This is a genomic window from Granulicella paludicola (assembly GCF_025685545.1).
In the GTDB taxonomy this organism is placed as follows: domain Bacteria; phylum Acidobacteriota; class Terriglobia; order Terriglobales; family Acidobacteriaceae; genus Granulicella; species Granulicella paludicola.
In genome coordinates this window covers 1-21,611 of sequence record NZ_JAGSYC010000018.1, presented here as the reverse complement: position 1 = coordinate 21,611, position 21,611 = coordinate 1, and the positions used below count along the sequence as shown (strand labels likewise).

General features: G+C 56.1%; 12 protein-coding genes. 3 read left to right on the top strand and 9 right to left on the bottom strand.

The window, feature by feature from the left end; genetic code table 11:
• Positions 1-176 precede the first annotated feature (176 nt).
• Complete coding sequence (locus OHL14_RS01885) at positions 177-686, bottom strand: zinc-binding dehydrogenase (protein WP_263377612.1); 510 nt, start codon at positions 684-686, stop codon at positions 177-179.
• 26 nt (positions 687-712) lie between these two features.
• On the opposite strand from OHL14_RS01885, the gene OHL14_RS01880 reads away from it, so the two are divergent.
• The gene (locus tag OHL14_RS01880) at positions 713-1,144 is read left to right on the top strand and encodes a beta-xylosidase family glycoside hydrolase (RefSeq protein ID WP_263377611.1); all 432 of its coding nucleotides are present in this window, start codon (positions 713-715) and stop codon (positions 1,142-1,144) included.
• Positions 1,145-1,234: 90 nt separating this feature from the next.
• Here the strand turns inward: OHL14_RS01880 and OHL14_RS01875 are convergent, their stop codons facing one another.
• The 8 genes from OHL14_RS01875 to OHL14_RS01840 all read right to left on the bottom strand — a co-directional run bounded on the left by OHL14_RS01875 (position 1,235) and on the right by OHL14_RS01840 (position 17,814).
• A complete protein-coding gene (locus OHL14_RS01875; RefSeq protein WP_263377610.1) occupies positions 1,235-4,510 on the bottom strand; it encodes a carboxypeptidase regulatory-like domain-containing protein in 3,276 nt (1,091 codons plus the stop codon).
• Positions 4,511-4,569: 59 nt separating this feature from the next.
• Positions 4,570-5,715, bottom strand: coding sequence for an acyltransferase family protein (locus tag OHL14_RS01870; protein WP_263377609.1), 1,146 nt, complete (start codon positions 5,713-5,715; stop codon positions 4,570-4,572).
• Between the two features lie 40 nt (positions 5,716-5,755).
• Positions 5,756-8,017, bottom strand: coding sequence for an alpha-N-acetylglucosaminidase (locus OHL14_RS01865; protein WP_263377608.1), 2,262 nt, complete (start codon positions 8,015-8,017; stop codon positions 5,756-5,758).
• Between the two features lie 287 nt (positions 8,018-8,304).
• Complete coding sequence (locus OHL14_RS01860) at positions 8,305-9,627, bottom strand: hypothetical protein (RefSeq protein WP_263377607.1); 1,323 nt, start codon at positions 9,625-9,627, stop codon at positions 8,305-8,307.
• Between the two features lie 884 nt (positions 9,628-10,511).
• Positions 10,512-10,748 carry a hypothetical protein gene (locus tag OHL14_RS01855; protein WP_263377606.1) on the bottom strand — a complete coding sequence of 79 codons (237 nt, stop codon included), beginning with the start codon at positions 10,746-10,748 and terminating at the stop codon, positions 10,512-10,514.
• 1,375 nt (positions 10,749-12,123) lie between these two features.
• Entirely contained in the window at positions 12,124-12,393 is a 270-nt protein-coding gene (locus OHL14_RS01850; protein WP_263377605.1) for a metallophosphoesterase, read from the bottom strand.
• A 467-nt stretch (positions 12,394-12,860) separates the two neighbouring features.
• Positions 12,861-14,189, bottom strand: coding sequence for an OmpA family protein (locus tag OHL14_RS01845; protein WP_263377604.1), 1,329 nt, complete (start codon positions 14,187-14,189; stop codon positions 12,861-12,863).
• Positions 14,190-14,280: 91 nt separating this feature from the next.
• Complete coding sequence (locus tag OHL14_RS01840) at positions 14,281-17,814, bottom strand: beta strand repeat-containing protein (RefSeq protein ID WP_263377603.1); 3,534 nt, start codon at positions 17,812-17,814, stop codon at positions 14,281-14,283.
• A 1,674-nt stretch (positions 17,815-19,488) separates the two neighbouring features.
• Between OHL14_RS01840 and OHL14_RS01835 the strand changes: the two genes are divergently transcribed.
• Both OHL14_RS01835 and OHL14_RS01830 read left to right on the top strand, forming a co-directional pair.
• The gene (locus OHL14_RS01835) at positions 19,489-20,391 is read left to right on the top strand and encodes an alpha/beta fold hydrolase (RefSeq protein WP_263377602.1); all 903 of its coding nucleotides are present in this window, start codon (positions 19,489-19,491) and stop codon (positions 20,389-20,391) included.
• Between the two features lies 1 nt (position 20,392).
• Positions 20,393-21,520, top strand: coding sequence for a glycosyltransferase (locus tag OHL14_RS01830; RefSeq protein WP_263377601.1), 1,128 nt, complete (start codon positions 20,393-20,395; stop codon positions 21,518-21,520).
• The last annotated feature ends 91 nt before the right edge of the window (positions 21,521-21,611 follow it).

Genomic DNA, 21,611 nt, shown 5'->3' with positions numbered 1-21,611 from the left:
CGACCCCGCGTGATGCCGAACAAGCTTCGCAAAGCGTCAACGTGTTCGCTTTGCAGGAAGTCGCCACCGCCCAAACTCCTTCAAAATCGCATTTTCTGCAACAACGGCCTGAACCTTCCGATAACGCCGTTTTGCGGGAGTAGTCGAATTAGGTTGCCGAAGATGCTACAGCATGCCTAAGGAACAAGAATCACGATCTTGCCGCCAGCCTTATTCTCTTCCATGAGCCGATGAGCCTCCACAATCTGATCTATCTGGAAGACGCGGCCTATCTGAACTCTCAAGGTGCCAGCGGCAATCTGTTGAGAGAGTTCCTCCAGAGGAGTGCTCATGAAATCTGCAGATTCTCCCGCGTACGAAGTGAGGCACACGGCTGTAGGAATCTTCTCCATCGGCGCGAAGTTCTCGAACGCCCACTTGTTGCCGACGATGCCAGTTATACAAACCACGCCGCCCTCGCGGGCGCAATGAAGGGAGTCCTCAAGCGTGGTGGTACCAATGAGTTCGAGTACTTTATCAACGCCCTTTGGATAGGCGCGGCGAACGTCCTCCGCAATGGCCCCGCCGTCCTGAAATACCTCGTCCGCGCCTGACAAGCGCAGCATCGCGATACGGTCAGGATTACGCGTCGTGGAGCTCACGTGCGCTTCGAAGTTCTTCGCAATCGCAGCTGCAGCTAGCCCCACAGACGTAGTTCCGCCCCGCACCAGAAGTGTCTCGCCCTTTTGAAGTTCTAACGCAACGTTCCGCCAGGGTTGCAAAAGCAGAGGTGATCGTGAAGATGGACGTCAGAGGATTGGTCGACAAGCAGGAAGGCGGTTTGGCGCACTTTGCGAAAGCAAACTGCAGGATCGCCGTCGTTCAAACAGGGAAAATAAGGAGGCTGCTGCGCTTCGATCAAGAAGATGCAACAGCGGGACCAGTCGTAGCTGCCGGAGATGTCTGGCTCCGTTCAACATGGGGTGTTGAGGGCTTCGCACATTTCAGCTACAGCATGGATGGCTTGAAATTCAAGGAAATTGGAAATCCCTATCGCCTATCATTGGGAGCGTATCGCGGTGATAGAGTCGGGCTCTATACCTTGAACAGCGTAATGGACCGAGGATATGTGGACTTTAGCAACTTCCATTACCAGATTCAATGAAGAATCTATTTAGTCCGATAGTGTACGTGCAAGCAAAAAGCATGGCCAGATAGGTTTGAGCTATCTGGCCATGGTAGTTTGAGGTCAACGTTAGAACGTAAGTTTTAGAGCTGCCTGACCCACACGGGCCGGGATGGGACCGCTCGATGTGATGGCACCGAAGTTCGAGTCGTCTGGGTTCGAATCCGGCTGGCCGAAGCTGGGATGGTTGAGCGCGTTGAACGCCTCGAAACGGAGCTGCAGATTGTAGTGCTCGAGGTAGGTCCAGTTCTTTTGCACGCCGAGGTCAGCCGTGTAGATTGGAGCCTCCTGGATCAGGTACTTAGGTGAGTTGCCAGCAGTCCCGACGGCATTGACCGTGAAGGCAGCGGCGTTGAAGTAGTGGCTGAGCCAGTTCGCCTTACTACCCTGCCTTACCTGCAGAGGCGCCCCTGTAAGATCGGCACGGTCCTGGTACACCAAGAATCCGGAGTTATTGTTCCCGTTACCGCCGTTGATGGTAAAGGGTGGTCCGGACTGCAGGGTAATAAGACCGCTGAGCGACCAGCCACCGAGAACGCTTCGCACGATGGGATTGAAGTTGTGAAGTTTAGGTGCCTGGTAAATGAAGTTCGAAACCGAAACGATCGGGTAGTTAAGGCTCGATGGGCCATGGTCGTGGCCAATGTTGTGGGGATCGCTAACGCTGGATTCGAACGAGGGGTCCCCCGAACCGCCGACATCAAAGGCATGCGACCAGGTGAAGTTGGACTGGAACTGGATGCTACGGGAGAGTCGCTTTTCGAACCCGACCTGGAGGGAGTTATAGCTCGCAGTGCCCCCCGTCTGGACCTGGATGATGGAGCCAAAGTTCGTCATGGAACGGGTGTCGCCAGGATTCGAGAGCGATCCGGGATTGAGCTCGATGGGAGTGGAGAGGTGGTACGTCTGGCTTCCCACGTAGGCGATGTGAAGAGCGAGCGTGTCTGTAAACTGCTGTTCGATCGAAAGGTTCCAGCTTTGCACGACGGCGAGGCGGAAGTTCTTGGGGAATACCGCGCCAAGCTGCATGGGTAAGGTAAAAGTCGAGTTGGATGCGGGGATGACAGAGGGCGATGCGAACGGCGGGAAGGGGCTGACGCCACCGGTGGCCCCGAAGCCGCTCCAGGGACGATCAAGCGAGATGGGGGTGCTGCCAGCGTTCAGCGAGAAGGACGGATCGAAGGGTGCAGTGTCGTAGACATGGTTGTAGCTGGCGTCTTCGAGTGGGGTGGTGAACAGACCGAAGCCAGCGCGAACACTGGTCTTGGGTGCGGGCTGGTAGGCGATGCCGATGCGCGGCTCGAAGTAGAGCCAGGATGTGGGCATGATGGCATCGTTGACGCCGGTGTCACCTGGGAAGACAACGCCTCTAGGAGCATTGGGATAGCGTGTGCTCTGCTGACCGGGAACGAAGGCGGCCCCGCGACCTCCTGCGATCTTTAGAGGAGTGTAAGGGTCCCAGCGCAGACCGGCGTTGACTGTAAGGTTGGGACGGACCTTGTACTGGTCCTGGGCGTAGTAGCCAGTCATCCAGCCACTAACGCTGCCGCTTTCGCCAGCGTTCTGCGAGAAGCTGTTGACGTCGCCGAGCAGGAAGTCCGAGAGGGTAAAGCCAGTGAAGGAGTTCGCAATGCCGACGATGGGGTTGGCCCCGTTGCCTGAGCTTTCATGGGTGTAGCGGTGGAGAATGTCGGCGCCGAAGTACATGGTATTTCTGCCGTGGGTGAAGGTGACTGTATCGGAGACGCCCCAGTTGCGGCGGCGGGTGTCGTTGACCGAACCCGAGAAGAGGCTGAAGCCGAGCGCACCGCCGTACAGGGAGTTGCCGTCGATGGCGGAGAAGCCGCCGATATAGCACGAGCCCACGGGATCGGAAACGGAGATGTACTTTGAGAGGCATTCCTGCTGGACGTTCTTGTTGAACAGTGCTGTGCCTGAGCGGAAATCAAAAGACTGGTAGTAGGCGGTAATGCTGTTCAGGAGATTCTGGCTGAGAGTCCAGGAATGATTGATAGCGTCGTTGAGGTAAATGCCGTGAAGCCCCTGAACGCCACTGAGTAGGTTGCCGGGGGTGCCGAGTCCAGGCTGGTCGAAGTTGTACATAAAGTTGCGGACGAAAAGGCGCTGGCGATCGTTGAGGATGTAGTCGATACGGGCGGTGCCTTCGTTGTAACTGTCTTTCTGTTTGGGTGAGATGAAGTTGGTGAGGCCGGTGGCGGGGTCGCCGCCCAGGGGCAGCGAAGCGGCGATGGCAACGGCACCTGGACTGAAGAGCGCTGGGTCAATCTGGTTTCGCTTGCCGTTGACCGTCGCGAAGGGGGCCTTGAGATTGACGGCGACGGCGCTGAAGTCACCCGCGAGCATAGCCGCCGTAGGGGTGTAGGTGGAGTTCTGGGTGGATACGGTGCTTGCGCGCGTGCCTTGATAGTTGGCGAAGAAGAAGAGCTTGTCCTTCTTGATCGGGCCGCCAAGGTAGCCGCCGAACTGGCTCCTCTTGAGCGGATCGCGAGTATGGCTGAAGTAGTTTGAGGCATTGAGTTCGGCGTTGCGGAGGAACTCGAAGCTGCCACCGTGGAAGTTGTTCGAACCACCCTTGCTCTGGATGCTGACGACGGCGCCGGGAGAGGAACCATAGCGGGCATCGAAATTATTCGAGATGACGCGAAACTCTTGAGTCGCATCCGCGTTCGGGAACGGTGCTGCGAGCAGAGCGTAGTAGTCCATGTTGGTGACGCCGTCGAGCAGATAGTATGTGCTGCCCTGTCGACCACCACCGGCCGAGCCGCTGGACTGGGTCGGGAAAGAATTTGTCGAAGGCAGGGTGGATGCCTGGGACTGCAGCTCGTTGGTGACTCCAGTCGTCAGGAAGACGAGGCTGGAGGGATCGCGGCCGTTGAGAGGCAGCTCCTTGATGGAATCTTCGCCGACAACGGCGCTGATCTCGGCCGTGCTGGCGTTGATGATGGCCACGTCCGATGTGACATTGACGGTATCTGTGGCGGCGCCGTTCTTGAGAACTACGTTGATCGTGGCGTTCTCGCCAATGGTGAGCGTGATGTTTGTCTGGAGCGTGTCGGCGAAGCCGCTGGCGGAGGTGAGGATCTTGTAGGGACCGGGTGCAAGTGGAGGCGCGGTGTACTCACCCTGCTGGTCGGAGGTGATCTTCACGGTGGCGTTGGTGCCTGTGTTGGTGATGACTACAGACGCCTGTGGGATGACGGCCCCGGTTGCGTCCGTGACCTGACCCGTCAGGCGAGCACCTGTGACCTGGGCATGCAGCAAGAGGCCAGTAGAGAGGAGGGATAGGCTGAGGATCAAGAGGAAGCAGCGTGTAATTTGTTTCATAGGGAGCCCCTTTCGCTTATGTGTGCGAAGCAATTTTTCTGGCAAGTAAGTTCTTTGTTCTAAATCTTGATGAAGATACGGTTGCGATATAGCAGCCAAGTCGGGATAAAGCAGACCAGTACGAAGAGAAAGGAATAGAGAAACGAGCCAAAGGCCGGATTGACGAGGTGGATGAACCAGGTGCTGTAGACGTGAACCTGAAAGCTCTGCGTACTGTTCACCTTGAAGACCGCGACGGCGGTAGACAGCAACTCCGAGAAGACGTACGCGGTGATGGCATTGGTTCCGAACACGAGCAGCGGGTAAGTCCAGTGACCGCGGGACTGGCGTATTTCCACCACGTAGTAGAAGAAAGCCAGAAGCAGGATGCTGAGGCCGCCGGCAAAGAGGACGTAGGAGCTTGTCCAGAGACGTTTATTGAGGGGAAAGGTCTCGGACCAAAGCAGACCGGCAGCTACCAGAACGGCTCCTGCGCCGAGCAGGCCGAGAAGTTTTTGGGCTGCGGGCCGCGCCTGTTTGATCCATGCGCCGGCCAGCAGACCAAGCAGCGTCGTGGCGAAGGCAGGTAGATCGCTGAGCAGACCTTCGGGGTCACGACTGCCTTCAAACAGCCGACCTGGAAACACATGGCGATCGATCCATGAGACGAGGTTCAGGTCATGGTCCATAAACGGGATATCACGGCCTGGAACCCCATGGCCCGGAATGGGGACGAAGCGTAGCAACGCCCAGTAGCCGATGAGGGCCGCGACGAAGAGGATGACACGGAGGGCGATCCGGTCGGTGACAAGCAGTAGCAGGGCGCAGAGGAGATAGCAGACTGCGAAACGCTGTAGCACTCCGTAAATACGCAGATTGCCGAGATGAAAGTAGGGGAACCCGTTGACGACCAGCCCCCAGAAAAAGAGCAGGGCGAAGCGTCTGAGAATGACCGGAAGCATCCCCGCGTTGCTAGTGCCTTTGGCCCGTTGAGCGCTGAAGGAGAGCACCATCGAGATGCCCATGATGAACAGGAAGGTCGGGAATACGAGGTCGGTCGGAGTAAAGCCGTTCCACTGTGAGTGATTGAGCGCGCGGTAGGCGAGCGCGTTGTTCCCGTTGTTGTTCACCAGAATCATGAACGCGACCGTGAGGCCCCGAAAGAGATCGATCGAGAGAAGACGGGTCGACGGCTTGGTGATCTGGGGTGAGGCTGTGGCCGACATAGGCGCTTGACTCCTTTCGTTGTGGCTGAGCACTCGATAGCTAAGACAAGTGCTGAAGTTCGATGAGCAGCGCGTGCGATTCGGCGATAAGATCGGACACCGCGAGCGGTTTGCTGGGCCGGTAAGGAGAAGAGAGCCATGTCTGCTGCCAGATATCGAGCGAGAAGGGAATGCCAGCGTGACGTGCGGTAAACCAGGCCCGCCATCGGGCTGCATAATAATCGCGGATGAGGCCGGACCAGACGCGGGAGGCGTAGTCCGAAAGTTCCGGCCAGCCCCAGGTCGTGATCAGCAGGCGTGCGTTCTCGTCGTAGAAGGCGGTCTCGTCCGGGGACTTGGCGTAGAGGGCGGTTGCGGCCATCCAAGTCTCCAAGCGACGGTCGGCCCGTAGGTTCATAAGCCCATCGATACGGCCCATCCAGGCGATAGCACGGTTGGCCTCGAGAACGGCAAGTTCGTCCTGTTTGGCATCGCCAGCCTGAACCGCGAGGGCCAAAGACTTGTCGACGCCGCCGCCTACGGCTTGGGCAATCATCTCAATGAGGTCATTTCTATAAAGCTCGTTTTGGCCGAGCGCAGGAGCGCACGAGAGGAAAAGTTCGACGGCACGGACGAAGGTGGGGCCGGAGTCGACCGAAGCGGCGACAGGATGAGCGCTCGGCTCGCCCTGCCAGGCTTGCTTGGTCATCCAGATATGGCCGCTATAGGCGCTTGTGAGAAGCAGAGTCCAGGCCTGCTCCATCGCGGGAGGGCAGGCGCCATACCGGGAGCGGCAGTAAGCAGGTATCCATGTAGCGAGGTCGATGGGCGCAGTATGCCACCCGGCGTCGGTCATCAGCTCGTAGACGACCTCGTTGGTTTCGATGCCTTCGGGGCACATACCCCAGCCGACGAGATTGCCGCGATCGGAGCTGGCGAGAACGGCTGCAGGCTCCGTCGCCATGAGATTGAGGTTGCCCTTCAGATTGTTGTTGCCGCCGAAGGTGTGGGCCATGCCGTTGATCCACTGTTTTCCGAAGAAGGCTTTCTGCAGCTTCCACTGGCTGGGCGAGTACTTACCTTGAACCGCAGGGGCGAGATCGTTCGCGTAGTCGATGATGAGCATGCGGTCATTGGGGATGCCGCGCAGGAGCGCTTCGACGGATTCGTTGTTCCAAAAAGCGGAATCGTAGACGAAGGTCCAACCCTGCATGACCCAAGTGCCTTTGGGATCGCCAGCCTGGACACTTTCGAAGACCGTGCGACCAAAGAGCTCAAGGTCTTCGAAACGATGTTCCGGACGCACAGGGACGGCAAGTTCGTTGAAGGTGTCGGCGAGATAGTACTGAACCTCCCCGTACTCGGCCTTGTAGGCTTCGATAAAAGCTTTACCGATCTGGCGGTACAGGTCCTTCTGCGCAGGGTGAAGGATGAAGGTGCGCGTGCTGCGGGGAATGGTTTTGAACTCCCCAGGTAGCCACAGGAGCGTGAAGGTGTCGACCTCAGGATGTAGGCGCTTGAACCCTTGGGGCACGAATCCGGCGAAGGCCGGGGCGACAGGCTTCATGCCGAGTTCCCTCATGCGGTCGAGGACCTTGTGCTGGAGGAGGCGCTTTTGATCGATAAAGTCTTGCGGCAACGGGCCAGCGATATGGTTGATGTTGCCCATCCGATGCCAGGGGAGATGGGCGGGGCCGACCGAAAAGTCGTCAATTTCTGCTTCGGTGAGTCCGAGAGCGAGCCAGACACGGTTCCAGATGGCCTCCTGACCCTCAAGGGCAAGGGGCATGGTGATTCCATGCAGCGCCATCCAGTCGAGTTCGCGCTCCCAGCGGGGCCAGTCCCAGAACGCCATAGTGTAACCGTAGGTGCAGGGGTTCAGGTACTGGACGAACTTGTAGGGACAGACGACGCGGTGGTGGGCCGCATCCGGCAGCGTCGCGGGCAGGTCGAGGTTCCGACCGCTCCAGGTGATCATGGCATTGCAGTGCTGGCGGAGATAGCTGTAGATGCCTCGGCATAGGCTGACGCCGCTGGAACCGGCGACGGTAACGCGGCCTCCAGAAGCCGAGAGCTCGTAGACCTCGTTGCCGTCGGCAGTGGGGATAAGTTTCAGATCAAAATCGGCGGCACGAGGGCCGAGCTGCCGCTGGAGAACCCCGCGACAGGAGGAGATGGCCGTGTCGGCGAAAGTCTTGACAGTATCTCTCCGCGGCGGTGCTGCGGCAGAGGCAGGCGAAACAGAAGCCTCGGCAGTGCGCGAGACGACCGCGGCACCAGCACCTGCACAGGAGAGTTCGATAAATTTACGTCTCGTCCACATGGGAAAGGCATTTCTCCGATACGCGAACCTTCGCATCCGGCGGGGTCGGGAGGGAAGGGTTTTCACCGTTTCCGGCTCCGTTTTCACCGTCAAATCGCGTATGTGTGGGGAAAATTAGCTATGCCTAGCCTGTGCGTTGGGCTGACCGATAGAGCCCTTCGAGACCGAAATTCGACAGGGCTTGCGCTGCGAGCCCTTAGAAGGCGCACTGGCACAGAAGCACCTTGGAAAATCGGCGAGCAGTTTGAAGCTGCCTGGATTCGCTCTGCCAGGAGCGGATCTGGCTCTCAGGGCTGGATCCGCCGGTAGGTGATGACCGTTGACTCGGGCGCGTTTCCCCCCACGCTGCTGGTTTCGAGGAGCACCTCGAAATAGGGCATGTGGTCCTTCGTCGCGCCGATCGAGCGGGCAAAGTTCTGAAAAGCGACCTTGGAGAAGGGAAAGTCTGCGGCGGACTCGGTTCCGGCCATCCCGGTGCCCTCAAACAGTAGGGCTTCCCCGTTCCCTTCGATGCCAGGAAGAAAGGCAAGCACCCCATAGCTCCGTCGGGCTCCATCCGCCACGGTCTCGCGATAAATAGAAGCTTCGCCCTTGGCTGGGTGCTTATTGAGCACAAACCCCTCAGAGGCCTTCCAGTCCCATTTCACATCGAAGTTGAGCCGGCTTTGAAAGAGGCTGACCCACGGATTGGCGCCTGTCCCTCCGATCAAGACCACGTTTCGGCTCTTGAGGTCGTCGATTCGAAGGACACGGGCGTTGCGGGTCTCGACCTCAGCCGCAATGGCCTGGGGGAGCCTGCCAAGCCTGAGCGCAAGATTAAGGTCGGCTGAGCTGGTGTATTGATGCGAGGCGAACCAATCGGCGCTGAGGGGAGCTCCTCCGATGCTGGGAAGGTTAACCTTTGTCAGGTAGGCGTCACTGAGGTAGTCATCGAGTTGAACGGGAACCCGAGTGAACTCCTGAAAAAGGACGAGCGCATCATCCGATGGCACGATAAGCACGGGTCGGCTGGGTGTGAAGAGTTTGGACCAGAGGGCATCGGCTGCGTTTGCGGATCGCTGGACGTATATCCGCTGGTAGACCAAACCGGCGAGCAAAAGCCCCAAGACAAGGACCACGCTGACGAGAGCAACAAACCCAAAGACCGATGCACGGGAACGACTGGGGATGGGAGCGCTGCTGTTTCCGTGTGGAGAAGCAGAAAACACTGTTTGACCCGCTGGAGACTGGAGTTCCGGGGTTTGAACTGCGACAGGCTGTGCTTCGCTGCGGGGCTCGAAGACCGGCACGTAGCCGCCCTTCGGGATGGTGACAATGAGCCGACTCTGAGGACACTCGGTCTCGAAATATTCCTCGAGACGCTGGCGAAGAAGGCGGGCTTGGCTGCGAACAATACTATCGTCCGAAGCGCTATAGGCGGCCGAACGACCGAAGACGTGAATGCCGATTTGCTGTTCGTTGATCTCGCGGGCGCGGCCCTCGATCAGCGAGACACAAATGAATTCGAGAAAGCGGGCAAGTCGAGGAGATTTGGCGAAGGTGCGCGATCCGACAACGCGCTGTAAGAGCAGTAGCCGTTCGTCTTCGACCGGCTGAGTGGGTTCAACCAAAGGCGTGCTTCCAGTCTTCGAGTTGGGATCGATGACAATGGATAGAATCTATCATTTTCGCTTAGGGCCTCGCACGAAGTCGTTGCTCCTGAAACTTTCGATGCGGCATTGCGGAGGCTCTTTAGCTCTGAGGCAAGGTCCGCGCAGCCGGGTGGCCGCTCGGGGTTTCGCATGGTCTGGAGAGACATTCACGGGCACACATTCGCTCTTAGTTACCCGAAGACTTTCGCGAAGGTCCGATCGGTTACGGACGGCTATAGCCGCCCATGTACTCCAAGCGAAGAAGTACGTCTGCTACCGTCGCACGGGCTTCAAGGGTACCTTTCGCAGAATTCGACCGAAAAGGTATGAGCGCCTGTTGGGATTCATAACGGCCTACGGTTGGACCTATGCTGACCTTCCGCGTTTCGCATGCACGCGGTGCAACTTACGGCAGTGCTGGATCGGCTGAATCGCCAAAAGAACAATACGTTGAACGGCTAACTTACAGCACCAGCCTTTGTAGCTTCTTCAATTTCGATGAGCCTGCCAGTCTTGACATCGTAAACGTTGCGACGTACTTCTGATTAGAAGAGATGACCTCGTCGAGAATCTTGCTCATGGGGAAGCTCCCTTATTTTTGGTGGTTCGCTCTAATTTGAAGAGTCAGGATTTACAACGTGGATGGGAAGGTCCCAGTGGTTGGTCGTCAACTCCCAACGGCGATTCTCTTCGCGTTTGAAGGTGATCTGATCCGGGAAGAGTTGCCTGGCGACCTCTCCTTCCGATTGGCCCGGAGGTGCATCGGCGGAAGCGCGAACGATGATAATGCGTTAGTCCTAGCGGGCGTCTTCGCTGGTGTGGAGGCTTGGGGAGTAGACCGTAAACTCCTTGACGTAACCGAGCTATTTCTGTCGTTCAAGGATGGCGATCTGATATTCCTTGAAGAGAGCCCACCATTCGTCCTTGTAACCATATTTGGTTCGGTAAACCCATTCTTCGATGACGGGTTTGGCTGATGGTGCTGATGCCGTGGCTACCTGCTGCGCCGCAGCGGCTCGAGATGGGATGAGCAGAGTAGCTATCGAGAACGATGCGAGAACGAAACTGCTTTTCATGGCGAATCGGACTCCGAGTTTCATCAAGACTTCTCCTGAAGAACAGCTAGATAGCTGCGAAGACTTTCGTATCGCACTAGATCAGACCAATAGCTCGACCTGCGATGCCGACGCGCAGCCAGAGCAACATCGAGACGAGTGCGATTACTCGTTGGGCGGCCACGGGAGCCCCTGCGCTGCTGGGGTGACCTTCTTGCCATTCCAAACGCTAAGATCCAACATTACCAGCCCCAGCCATGCCATATCGCGAGTGAATAGATACATCGCGTACTCCGAGTGCACGCTGCCCGTTTCAGGGGACTTGTGTTGCATCCTAACGTCAAAATCTGGCATGGCCAATGGAATAGCCAGATCTGACTCGAGCGCTTCGTAGATGCCTTTCCCTGTCAATTCTCAAATGCTGTGCTGGCTGTGTTGAAGACCCAGTTCTGGCAAACGAGATATGTGCCTGGATACTCTGAGCCGCGCCTCGGCAGGATATCGTCGGGAGTGTAGTTGCCGGAGCGTCCTTCCAGCATCTGCTCCAGCGTTGCATGCGCTTCGATCGGGAAGAAAGGGTCGTCTCTTGCAAATCGAGGTCTGCCGCGGTCTTGGAGAGATCGATCTTATTGGCAAAGACGTAGTTCCCATATCCGCGGCATCCATTGCGTGGCGCATCTGTACACACTACAACTGCAAGGGTTATCGAGACAAAAATCCCAAGTCCCATGCCTCTCGCTCAGTAATTCCCATGACTGTGGGAAGTCCGCAGTCAAGAATTCGCATTTGAGGTAGCCACCGTTCTTCAGAAATCGAGACGTTTCGAAGGGCCGTGCGCAACTCTTCTATCGTTGAAAACTGTCTTGCACGGAGTTCAATAGTGAGAGTCTTCTGTCTCAAAACGCGCGCGTCGATAGGAGCCCTCCCGTCGACGCGCCTGAACAGCACGGTGAAGTCTGAAATGGGGCGATTTGATATTCCAGTCAGCGTGAGATTGATAGAAGCGTCCGAAACGCAATCTTTTTATGTGGTAGTCAAAGCTAAGCTACTCACTAAAAATCAGTATCGAATTGAAGAACTATAGGTTCCTGATCGATGGTCCCATTATTTTCCCATGAGCGCGCAATTGACGAACACGACGCCCTCCTTAATCAGGCTCCCGTAAGCACCGTGGACATGCCCAAAGCAATGGAGTTTGAGGGAAGGAAGACTTCTGAGGCGCGCTCTAAGCTCAGGATCACAAAGTGATTCTGGTGTTCCAGGTGCCTCGTCCAAGATCCCGTGAGGTGGCCCGTGCGTAATCAGAACGTTCACATCCTCAGGTATCCCCGCCCAGTGCTGAAATCTATTTCGTGGAGAGGAGTTGCCGAAAGCACCGCCATATAACGGAGTAATCGACGAACCGAAAACCTTCAACTCTTTATAGGTGATTTTCTTCGTCCAGGAGAACAGTTGCATTCGATAATAGCGCTCGTCGTGAAGCATCTGCCTCCAAAAAGAATTCGTGATTTCCTGGCACCACTAACTTGCAGAGATGTGGGAGCTCGCCTAGCCAGGCATTGAAGTCAAGAATCATGGAAAGCCGCTTGCTCATAATCGTGAAATCCCCCGTGAATATTAGGAGATCGGAAGGTGGAACCGAGACCTTACGATGCTGTTCGTGTGTGTCGCCCAAGATCACGATCTTCATCGGTTCACTCCTATGCGCAGCGTTAAGCCAGCCCGCATCGAGAGTTGTAGATCCGCATACGGCGGGGGACAGAAAGTTTCTTTACGGAAGGTCTTCGGCATAGACGCGAGATCGGCGAGCTTTTGGGAAGTTCCTCTCATACTATGTTCTACAAGGAGCTTTGCCTCCGAGGGAGAAGTATTTTCCGACAGCTATTTATTCAGCAGCAACTCTCGTAACTACTATCTGCGTGTATACGATGGTAGCTCCAGTCATGTCCCGCATACTGTCTACGTTTATCCCGATTAGGGTGCCATCCTTATTGAGCCCTGCGACGCCTTCTGGCGATTCTTGAGAGAATCGATAGGGTGAAGAGAGAGGGCGTCCGTACCGAGACATCAACTCGTTGGTGACCGACTGGACCAGAGCACGATCTCAGAGCCCCGTCCGCATGGGTCCTCTGCGAACGGGGTGCATTACTCTTCTGATTAGGGATGCATGTTGAAGGCCGCACGACGGTTTTGCTGTCTGCAGGTCTCGTTCTCAGCTGTACACACCTGCACTTCTTTACCGTAACTTACGATTTGAACCCGCTCCGGGCTCACGCCTGCTGCGATAAGTGCCATGCGTGCTGCCTCTGCACGTCGCTCCCCAAGTTTCAGGTTGTAGACGACAGCCCCACGGTCATCTGCATAACCGCCTACCATCACATAAATATCAGGATGGCTTTGTAGATAGACAGCAGCGTGATTGATGGCTGTCTGTGTATCAGGCCGAATCGCCGCACTGTCATAGTCGAACAATGCATCCGGGACGTTCTCGTGGAACTCCTTGACTCTAGGTGTTTCCGGCGCAGCCGGTACAGGCGTCGGTGCCTTGACCGTTTGTTGCTCTGTCTTGATGCGGAAAGGAATGTCGCAGTCGGCCGACATGGTCTTTTGTCCTACCGTCACAGCATGCCCAATCACGTGATAGTTACCCGGTGGGACACCCTGCGTGTCGAGCATCACTCGATGGCCTGTCCCAACGATCTTGCCTACCGTACTTATCCAGTCGTAGGTTACCTCCAGTTTGTCTGGCTCGGTAAGGGTGCTGCCGTAGATTTCGAGTGTGTCACCTTGATCGAGATTGCTTACGCTGCTGGTACAACTCAGAGCGATATTGTCTTCCCGAACGAAGGAGTACGGGATGGTCGCCGGTTTCTTGATGACATCGCCGAACTTGAAGATGATGCCGGCCGATGCCATTAGGTGGTTCTGGGTGTTGTTAGTCCCGTTCGGCAGTTCGGTCTTGAGGTATTGAACGTCGAACGCGCGTACGGAGATAAGTTTGTTGATCCCCACCTCAAGACCGCCGCCTGTGGAGAGGGTAAGGCTGGAAGCGGTGCTGCTGTAAGTAGTCCCTGTAGGGAAGTAGGAATCACTGCCATGCGCACCGCCGATCAGCACCTCGCCAAATGGCACGAGACGATGGCCAGGATAAGAAACCTTAGGTCCACCCGCGAAGGTGAGCAATGTAAGGCTCTGCCCCAAATTGCTGATGTTAGTTTGGTGCTGGCCGGTGACCTCACCTTCAAAGCTGAGCCACCTGGTCACATGAAATGCAGCAGAGGCGTAGCCTCCGTTCGCGTCGAAACAACTGCAGCCGCTTGGCGGTGCGTTAGACCTCAGAAAGTTATAGCCAAGAGACACATCGAACTTTGGAACCTCAGTTGCCGGTGAAGATATTTCCTGACCGTATATTTGAGAGCCTCCCGTCGCAACTAGCAGGACTGCCAGCATCTTGATGCTCAACTGGACCAGAGAATCTATGTTCATTGCTTTTCACTCCTTCGGGGCTTTCCCGTTCCTGGCGATAGGTGCAGTGGAAGCTGCAGCGGAGGACAAGCGCTCCGCTGCAGCAGCTGGGCTAATAGAGCAGGGAGACGGCTGGCGAAGTCGTCAGAGCGCTCGTGTCCAGCAGCACGAAGGTATTTGGAGTGATGGCGTATAGTACGGTTGTCCCTCCACTGCCCAGAGTGAACCGTCCCGTCGTTGGATCGGGTGCGGTATAGGTCTGCGACGATGTGCTGCCCAGAGTCACTACGTTGAGCGTTCCAATGCCTACGCTTGTATCAAGCGTCTCTATTGCTGTTCCATTCCCATTGGAGACGATCGTGCCAGAGTTATCGATGCTTGCCACTGAGCTTGCCGGTGCCATGCCATAGACATAGGTTCCGGTAAACGTACTCGCTTCACTGAAGGGTGATCCAGTCTGTGCCGCTATTTGGCCGAGGCCAGCATAGGATGTCTCCAGGAAATAGCCGGAGTTTGGTGAGTACAGGTAGAGCACTCTCGGCGCGGGTGCTGTAAACAGTGGAATGCCGAGCAACGTCGGCTCTGGATACTGCAGCACACCACGACCATTTGCAGCTACGGTGCAGGTCGTCGATCCCGTCTGGCTTGACGCTGCCAATAGGTTAGACAGACCTGTAGTGCTCCCCAAAATGCCAGTAAGGCCATTGAGCAGGCCGGTGACGCCACCTGTATCCACATTGGTGATGTTGCAGGTGCCAGTTGTAGATCCGGTTCCACCCACACCGCGGAAGATCGTTGCGGTGGAGAGGTTCAATACATTCTGCAATGTTGCGCCAAGCAGGCCTGGGTTGGAGTAAGAGTTCTCATAACCGATGAACGGGGCATTTAGGGAGGAGTTGCTGAACGTCGTCTGGGTTTGTGCCGTGGCTGAGCCGGCGAGCAGGATGTAACTCGCGTGGGTATCCCTTGAGACGATAAAGGCCTTGCTCGCGTTCACCACATATACGGCATAGTCGGTTGGATAACTGGCTGCCGATGTACCAGCGGTCGTCATGCTCAATTGCAGACGTCCGTTGGAGTCGGCTGTCGTGTAATTTCCACTTACGGCTGCACTCGCTATATTGGTAGTCGCGTCGTTGGAGTCGGCCATACCGCTCGTGATGCTTCCTGAACCGTTGGTGGTGAACTCGCCCACAGTGGCTGCCGGTCCGGCAACCAGACCCACGGTGCAGGTCGGTGAGCAGGGTGTATCACCTTGGAGACCGAACGCATAGCTACCTGTCAGGCTTGTTGTAAAGGCTGAAGGCGTCTGTGAAAGCAGCGTTCCCGAACCCTTCGAACCGCTCAAAGTATTACTGTCCGATTCGATTAGGCTTCCTTCCGTGGTTGTGGTGGCGGGTGATGTCGGGGCCTTCACCGCGAGCGCGTAGGTCGTCGTCTTGTCTACCGTGCCGGCTGCATTAATTGTGGTGACCGTCAGCAGGCCTCGATAGTCGGAACCGAGTTCGTAGGTGCCGATAAGATTTTCGCTGGCAATAGTACCTGTCGCCGTTGAGTTCTGGTGGTTGGAGTCGATCTCCCCGGCACTGATTACGCACGATCCATTCGCCATGATGCTCGCAGCGGATGCAGTCTGGTACGCGAGCACACCCAAGAGTTGGTCGTCGTAACCCTGGAACAGGTAAGCATACTGTCCGTTCAGGGCCGCACTCTGCGATGTGCATGGGTATGTAACGAGCAGGATCAGTGGAAGGCTGGCAGTCTGTGGTGTGGGGCTCTCGCTGTCGGTCGCCGTCACCGTAAAGCTATAAGCGCCTACCGCCGTTGGCGTTCCGCTGATCGTGCCACCAGAAGACAAGGTGAGTCCCGATGGCAGACTGCCAGAGGTAATCGCGTAGGTGTAGGGTGGCAATCCACCTTGTGCCGTCAACGTCTGCGTATAAGGCATATTAACAGTGGCGTTCGGGAGGGTTCCGGTTAGCGTCAGTTTAGAGATCGGGTTGATGATCAGACTCACCGGGCTGGTTACGGTAAGCACCGGACTACTGGAATCCGTAGCCGTTACCGTTAGCGTAGTAGTGCCCGCTACCGTTGGTGTGCCAGTGATCGTGCAGTTGCTGCTGGTCAATCCAGCGGGCAATGTGCCAGCGATCGTGCAGGTGTAAGGCCCCTTGCCTCCGGAGACACCGATCAAACCCGTATAAGGGGTGTCCACTGTACCTGCGGGCGGCGAAGCAAGTGTGAGAGTGCCTGGTGTTGACGCCGGGTTGATGACGATGGTGACTGGTGCAGTAGTGGTGTTCTTTGGGTTGCTGGAATCGGTCGCCGTCACCGTAACCGTGGTGTTGCCCGGACTGGTCGGCGTACCTGCAATCGTGCAGTTGTTACTCGTCAGTCCGGCAGGCAATGCCCCCATAACGACACAGGTATATGGCCCAGTTCCGCCACTCACACCGATAAGTCCGGTGTACGGCACATTGACCGTTCCTGCGGCAGGCGGAGTGATCGTCAGCACAGACGGGGAGGACACCACCGTAAGTGTGACTGGTCCGGTGATCGTCTCCTGCGGACTGCTCGAGTCAGTTGCCGTAACGGTGAGGACGGATATCCCCGCCACCGTAGGTGTCCCTGAAATCACACATCCTGAAGCTGTCAACCCAGCGGGTAGCGTACCGCCAACGATTGCGCAATTGTACGGGCCCTTGCCTCCGCTTACACCGATCGTTCCCGTGTAGGGAGTACCCACCGTCGCATTTGGTGGTGAGCTCAGAGCCATCGGTGTTCCGGCTCCGACAATCGCAATGCTGAAGTTTGCTGTAGCTGTATCTCCCTGCGAGTCCGTAACCTCCGCCGTGAAGCTGTAAGTGCCTGCGGTCGTCGGCGTACCAATCAATAGACCGGTTGAAGTACTCAACGTGATACCGGGAGGAAGAGAACCAGAAGCGAGGCTAAACTGATAGGGAAGTACCCCGCCCGTTGCGACCAGTTGCGACACATAAATCGTGCCAACTGTTCCAGAAGGGGGAGCGCCCATGAGTTGCAGAGGAGTGATATTCGGCACGGCAGCGGTGATTGTGATGATTCCTGAAGCCACGGCGGTGTAAGGTACTGCGCTGGAGTCCACAGCTTGGGCCTTCACCATATAGCTGCCAGGTGTCGTAGCTGTTCCAGTGATCAGTCCGGTGCTCGCATTAAAGCTCAACCCCGCGGGTAACTGCGTTGTAATGCTGAGAGTGACCGGGGCTGTGCCGCCGGTGTAAGTCACAGGAATCCTGACTGCGGCCCCGACCACATAGGTCACGTTGCCGACGATCACAACAGTGTCAGGGTTGACGGTAATCGTCACGGACTTCATGCTGTTCGTCCCTGCAACCTTTGCCGTCAGCACGGCTTGGGTCGGTGCGTTCAGCGCCGCAGGCGCCGTGTACACCACAGTCGTTCCGGTGGTGTTCGACACAGAACCACAATTGGTTCCGCAAGTACCTGCCAGTGTCCAGCTGACTGGCAAATTGCCCGCATCCGTTGACTGAATAGTGTAAGACTGCCCTGCATCCAGCGTGAGCGCACTGACATTGAGACTGGAGATGCCACCCCCTGGATACCCACCCGCGCCGCATCCTGCCAGGCCGATCGTGGAACCCAGCATTGCCAAAAGCAGCAGAAGATGGCCAACTGCCCCATATGTCTTAGCTCTTGCCGTCGAATTGAAGATGCTAAAGAAAGTCTCAACATTCTTTCGGATAGAAAGATTTAGCTGCGGGGTCCCCATAACGATAGCTCCTAGGTCTGTAGGGCTCTCTACACACAGCACACGAAACCGACGACGGCAACGCTGTCCACGAATATGTAGCCTACGATCACCCACTATGCGTGGGTTCCGGAACTTACTCATTGATATATGTCAAGTATTTCTTCGCGCCCAATTTTGACAGAACGCATCATGAAGCTACATCGTATTTACCCGATCATTGAGGAGAAACTGTTCATGCGACACGTCCCACAATTCGCCTTCCATCGAGCCCCATTTCCGCACGGATTGTCCCGGAATATCTTTGACAGCGCCTCGGTTGCCTCATGCATGGGCTTCTGGACTGACCCCTCATCCTCAACTTTGCGAAGTCGACCGCTCAGTAGAAGCAGTTTGGACTCTCCTTACAAAGGCTCACCCATAGCTTTTGCGTGGAGACCCTGATTCATAAACCTAACGAGGGGAGGATAATGCGGGCCATGATCACTTACCGAGCCTGCGAACCCGGTCCCCCGGTCGGTCTGAGTAAGGTAGTAATCCTCCTAACGATTCGAATTCGCAATTCGTTATAAAGCTCTTTGCGAAGAACTCTTCGGCGAACACAGTCTCGAAGAAACCGCCGAAGTCCTGTAAGTATCACCGCAGACCTTGATGCGCGGCTGGAAGATGGCTCGGGCTTGGCTGATGACGGAAATCAGCCTCTAAACCTCATCCCGGCTTCTGCGATTTTTAAGGTCACCGACCGCTTAGCGAGAAACAGCAAGGTAGAAGAGTCTGCGTTGCCGATATCAGGTCAATGCACGTTTCCAGCCGCAGCTGCCTTAATGAGTGGCTCGGCGATTTGTCACTCGGCGAAGCACTAGCAGCGAAAAAATCGCACGCAGTTTGCGGAGGGAGACCGCTCAGAGTTCCAGATTCCTGCGCGCAACCGGAAGGGGTCGATCCCAATGTTGGATGCGCGGTCTGGATCGCAAGCCCAGGCCACCAACTCCTTGCCGATGTCAGTCGGGGAGAGGGTTTGCGTTGCTCTACCGCCTTGCGCGACCGACGTCTTCTTTGAGCCCGTTGAGAAGCATCGGCACGGGACCTTAGCTCAGCTCGCATGTCGCACATTGCGATCACCAAAACCGTTGATGGCGAAGCGGTGGATTGGCTTGAAGCTGTTTCAGCGGATCAGTATTCAAAGTGATCTGCGGAATCCCTGCTGATATTGGCGAAGGTGATAGATACGTTTGGCCTTCGTTTTGGCGACTGCTGACGGAGTGACCTTGGGATATCAAGGGAACACATTCAACTCGAGTCGTTGCCCTTAGTTATGTCGCGGGATAACACGAACAAGAATTTTCGCTATTGCGAACGGCCGCTTGATTCAAGTCAAGGCGGCTCTCAATGTGCTTGCACTAGTGTCGCATTACATCGTCACAAAAAAATCAAGATCGGTCACCTATAAGCAAAGCGCTAGGCGCAATCGACGCAATTTCCTTGTATCAAAGACTTTCTCCTAGTCTCCTCTACAACTCATCTCACCCATGGCATTCAACCAATCTTGCTGAGTGCATAGGAGATCCATGCATGAAACCTGAAGCCGTTGTCATTGAAGTGCTGGGTAAGCATCGCATCTACGTGGAGCACTACAAACAGGTGCACCGCGAGAAGACTTTGATTCTAGTGAATGGTGCTTTCGCAACTACAAGCTCCTTCAACCAGACCGTACGGTACCTCAAAGAGCATGTAAACCTGGTGCTCTTCGATCTGCCCTATGCAGGACAATCCAAGGAACACAATCCCGACAGCACGGTGCTTTCAAAAGATGATGAAGTTGAGATCCTCCTCGAACTCCTTGAGCGCTATCAGGTGAATTATCTTATGTCTGTCTCGTGGGGAGGCGTTTCGTCGCTGCTGTCGCTCGCGCGCCGCCCTGCCAGCATGGAGCGTGCCATCATCGCTTCGTTCTCACCAGTTATCAATCCAGCAATGCACGATTACATGACTGGAGCACGAAATTTTCTGCAATGTGGAGACCTCTCGAGTGCCGCCCATTTACTCAACAACACCGTTGGCCGCTACCTGTCGTCGCTGGTAAAGACACACAACTTTCGCTACCTGATCGAAAGCCTCGGCGGGAACGAAGAGCAGTTGATCTTCCATATCAATCAAATCTTCGATCTTGATCGCGAGCAGTATATGCAACGCTTCTCTTCGATCGGAATTCCCGTCCTCTTTATGAATGGGGAACTTGACGAATACACGACGCCGCAGGAGGCGCGCTCGCTCGCCAGCCACATTGCCCGAAGCGAATTTGCAGTCGTTGAAGGCGCGGGTCATTTCCTTGACCTCGAAAGCCGACAGCTATGGAAGAAGGTTAGCCACATCGTCCGAGGCTGGATGTTCGGCGAAGCGACGGATACCGTAGAGCCGATGTCCTTCGCAGCCGCCTTCCATACAAACCTCGCTGTGGCGGAGGCTGTGGAGTAGATTGCACATTTTTATCATCGCAATCGGCTCTGCTGGTGACGTTCATCCCTTCGTTGGTATGGCAAGAAGCTTTGCTGCTGAGGGACATCGCGTTTCCTTCTGTACGAACCCTGCGTTTGAAGACGTTGTCACTTCCGCCGGTTTGCCTATCGTTCCCCTTGGGACCGCCGATGAGTACCACCGCGCCATGAACGATCCGGCCCTTTGGGATCCGCGCACGTCTTTTCGCGTTCTATGGAAAACGATGTCCTCCTTCCTTCGACCGCTCTTGGAGATCCTGCATCGCGAGGTCGGCGAAGGCACAATTATGGTTGGCTCCCTCTGGGCCTTCGGCGCGCGCATGATGCAGGAAAAGTACGGCATTCCCTATGTGTCGGTGCAGGTTTCACCGTCCACGTTTCTCTCTGCCAAACTCCCTCCGGTACATAAACGCTTTGTCGTACCGGCCTGGTGGCCTTATCGCCTCCGTGCTGTGCTTCTATGGGCTATCGAACGAGTGGTGCTCGATAGCGTTTGCGGTCCTGAACTCAACGCGGTGCGCAAAGAGATGGGGCTACCTCGCGTCAAGCATGTTCTGGGTCAATGGGTACATTCGCCTCAAGGTGTGTTGGGGCTTTTCCCCGATTGGTTTGCGCCCATCCAAACGGACTGGCCTGCGAAGGTTAGCCTCTCAGGCTTTCCGCTTTATGACCGGTCTGCTTCGCAAACCCTTGATGAGGAACTTATTACATTTCTCTTGGCAGGGCAGAAGCCCGTCGTCTTTACTCCGGGTTCTACGCACGTGGACGAGCTTACGTATTTCGGCGTTGCGAACGACAGTCTCCGGCGGCTTGGCGAACGAGGCATCTTCTTGGCCAAGCGCAGCGCCAAACTTCCGCCTTTCGGTACGAACATTCTCGTGCGCGAATACGTTCCTCTCAGCCTCTTATTGCAGCATGCAAAGGCTCTCGTTCATCATGGCGGCATTGGCACCGCGTCGCATGCGCTCGCGCAAGGCATACCGCAGCTCGTTATTCCCTTCGCACACGATCAGTTCGACAACGCAGCCCGTCTCGAACGTCTGGGTTGCTCACGCACATTGCGTAGGGCCGTCTGGAGTGCCCGGCGTTTTTTGAACCAGTTGCTTTGATAGAAACTGGCAATCAAGGAGCGAACGATGGCACGGCGGAAGAAGCATACGCCTGAGCAGGTAGTGAACCTGCTGCGGCAGATAGAAGTGG

Coding starts and splice junctions, on each gene's coding strand:
- OHL14_RS01875 (WP_263377610.1), bottom strand. CDS start 4,510: ATGAAACAAATTACACGCTGCTTCCTCTTGATCCTCAGCCTATCCCTC.
- OHL14_RS01870 (WP_263377609.1), bottom strand. CDS start 5,715: ATGTCGGCCACAGCCTCACCCCAGATCACCAAGCCGTCGACCCGTCTT.
- OHL14_RS01865 (WP_263377608.1), bottom strand. CDS start 8,017: ATGTGGACGAGACGTAAATTTATCGAACTCTCCTGTGCAGGTGCTGGT.
- OHL14_RS01855 (WP_263377606.1), bottom strand. CDS start 10,748: ATGAAACTCGGAGTCCGATTCGCCATGAAAAGCAGTTTCGTTCTCGCA.
- OHL14_RS01850 (WP_263377605.1), bottom strand. CDS start 12,393: ATGAAGATCGTGATCTTGGGCGACACACACGAACAGCATCGTAAGGTC.
- OHL14_RS01845 (WP_263377604.1), bottom strand. CDS start 14,189: ATGAACATAGATTCTCTGGTCCAGTTGAGCATCAAGATGCTGGCAGTC.
- OHL14_RS01840 (WP_263377603.1), bottom strand. CDS start 17,814: ATGCTGGGTTCCACGATCGGCCTGGCAGGATGCGGCGCGGGTGGGTAT.
- OHL14_RS01835 (WP_263377602.1), top strand. CDS start 19,489: ATGAAACCTGAAGCCGTTGTCATTGAAGTGCTGGGTAAGCATCGCATC.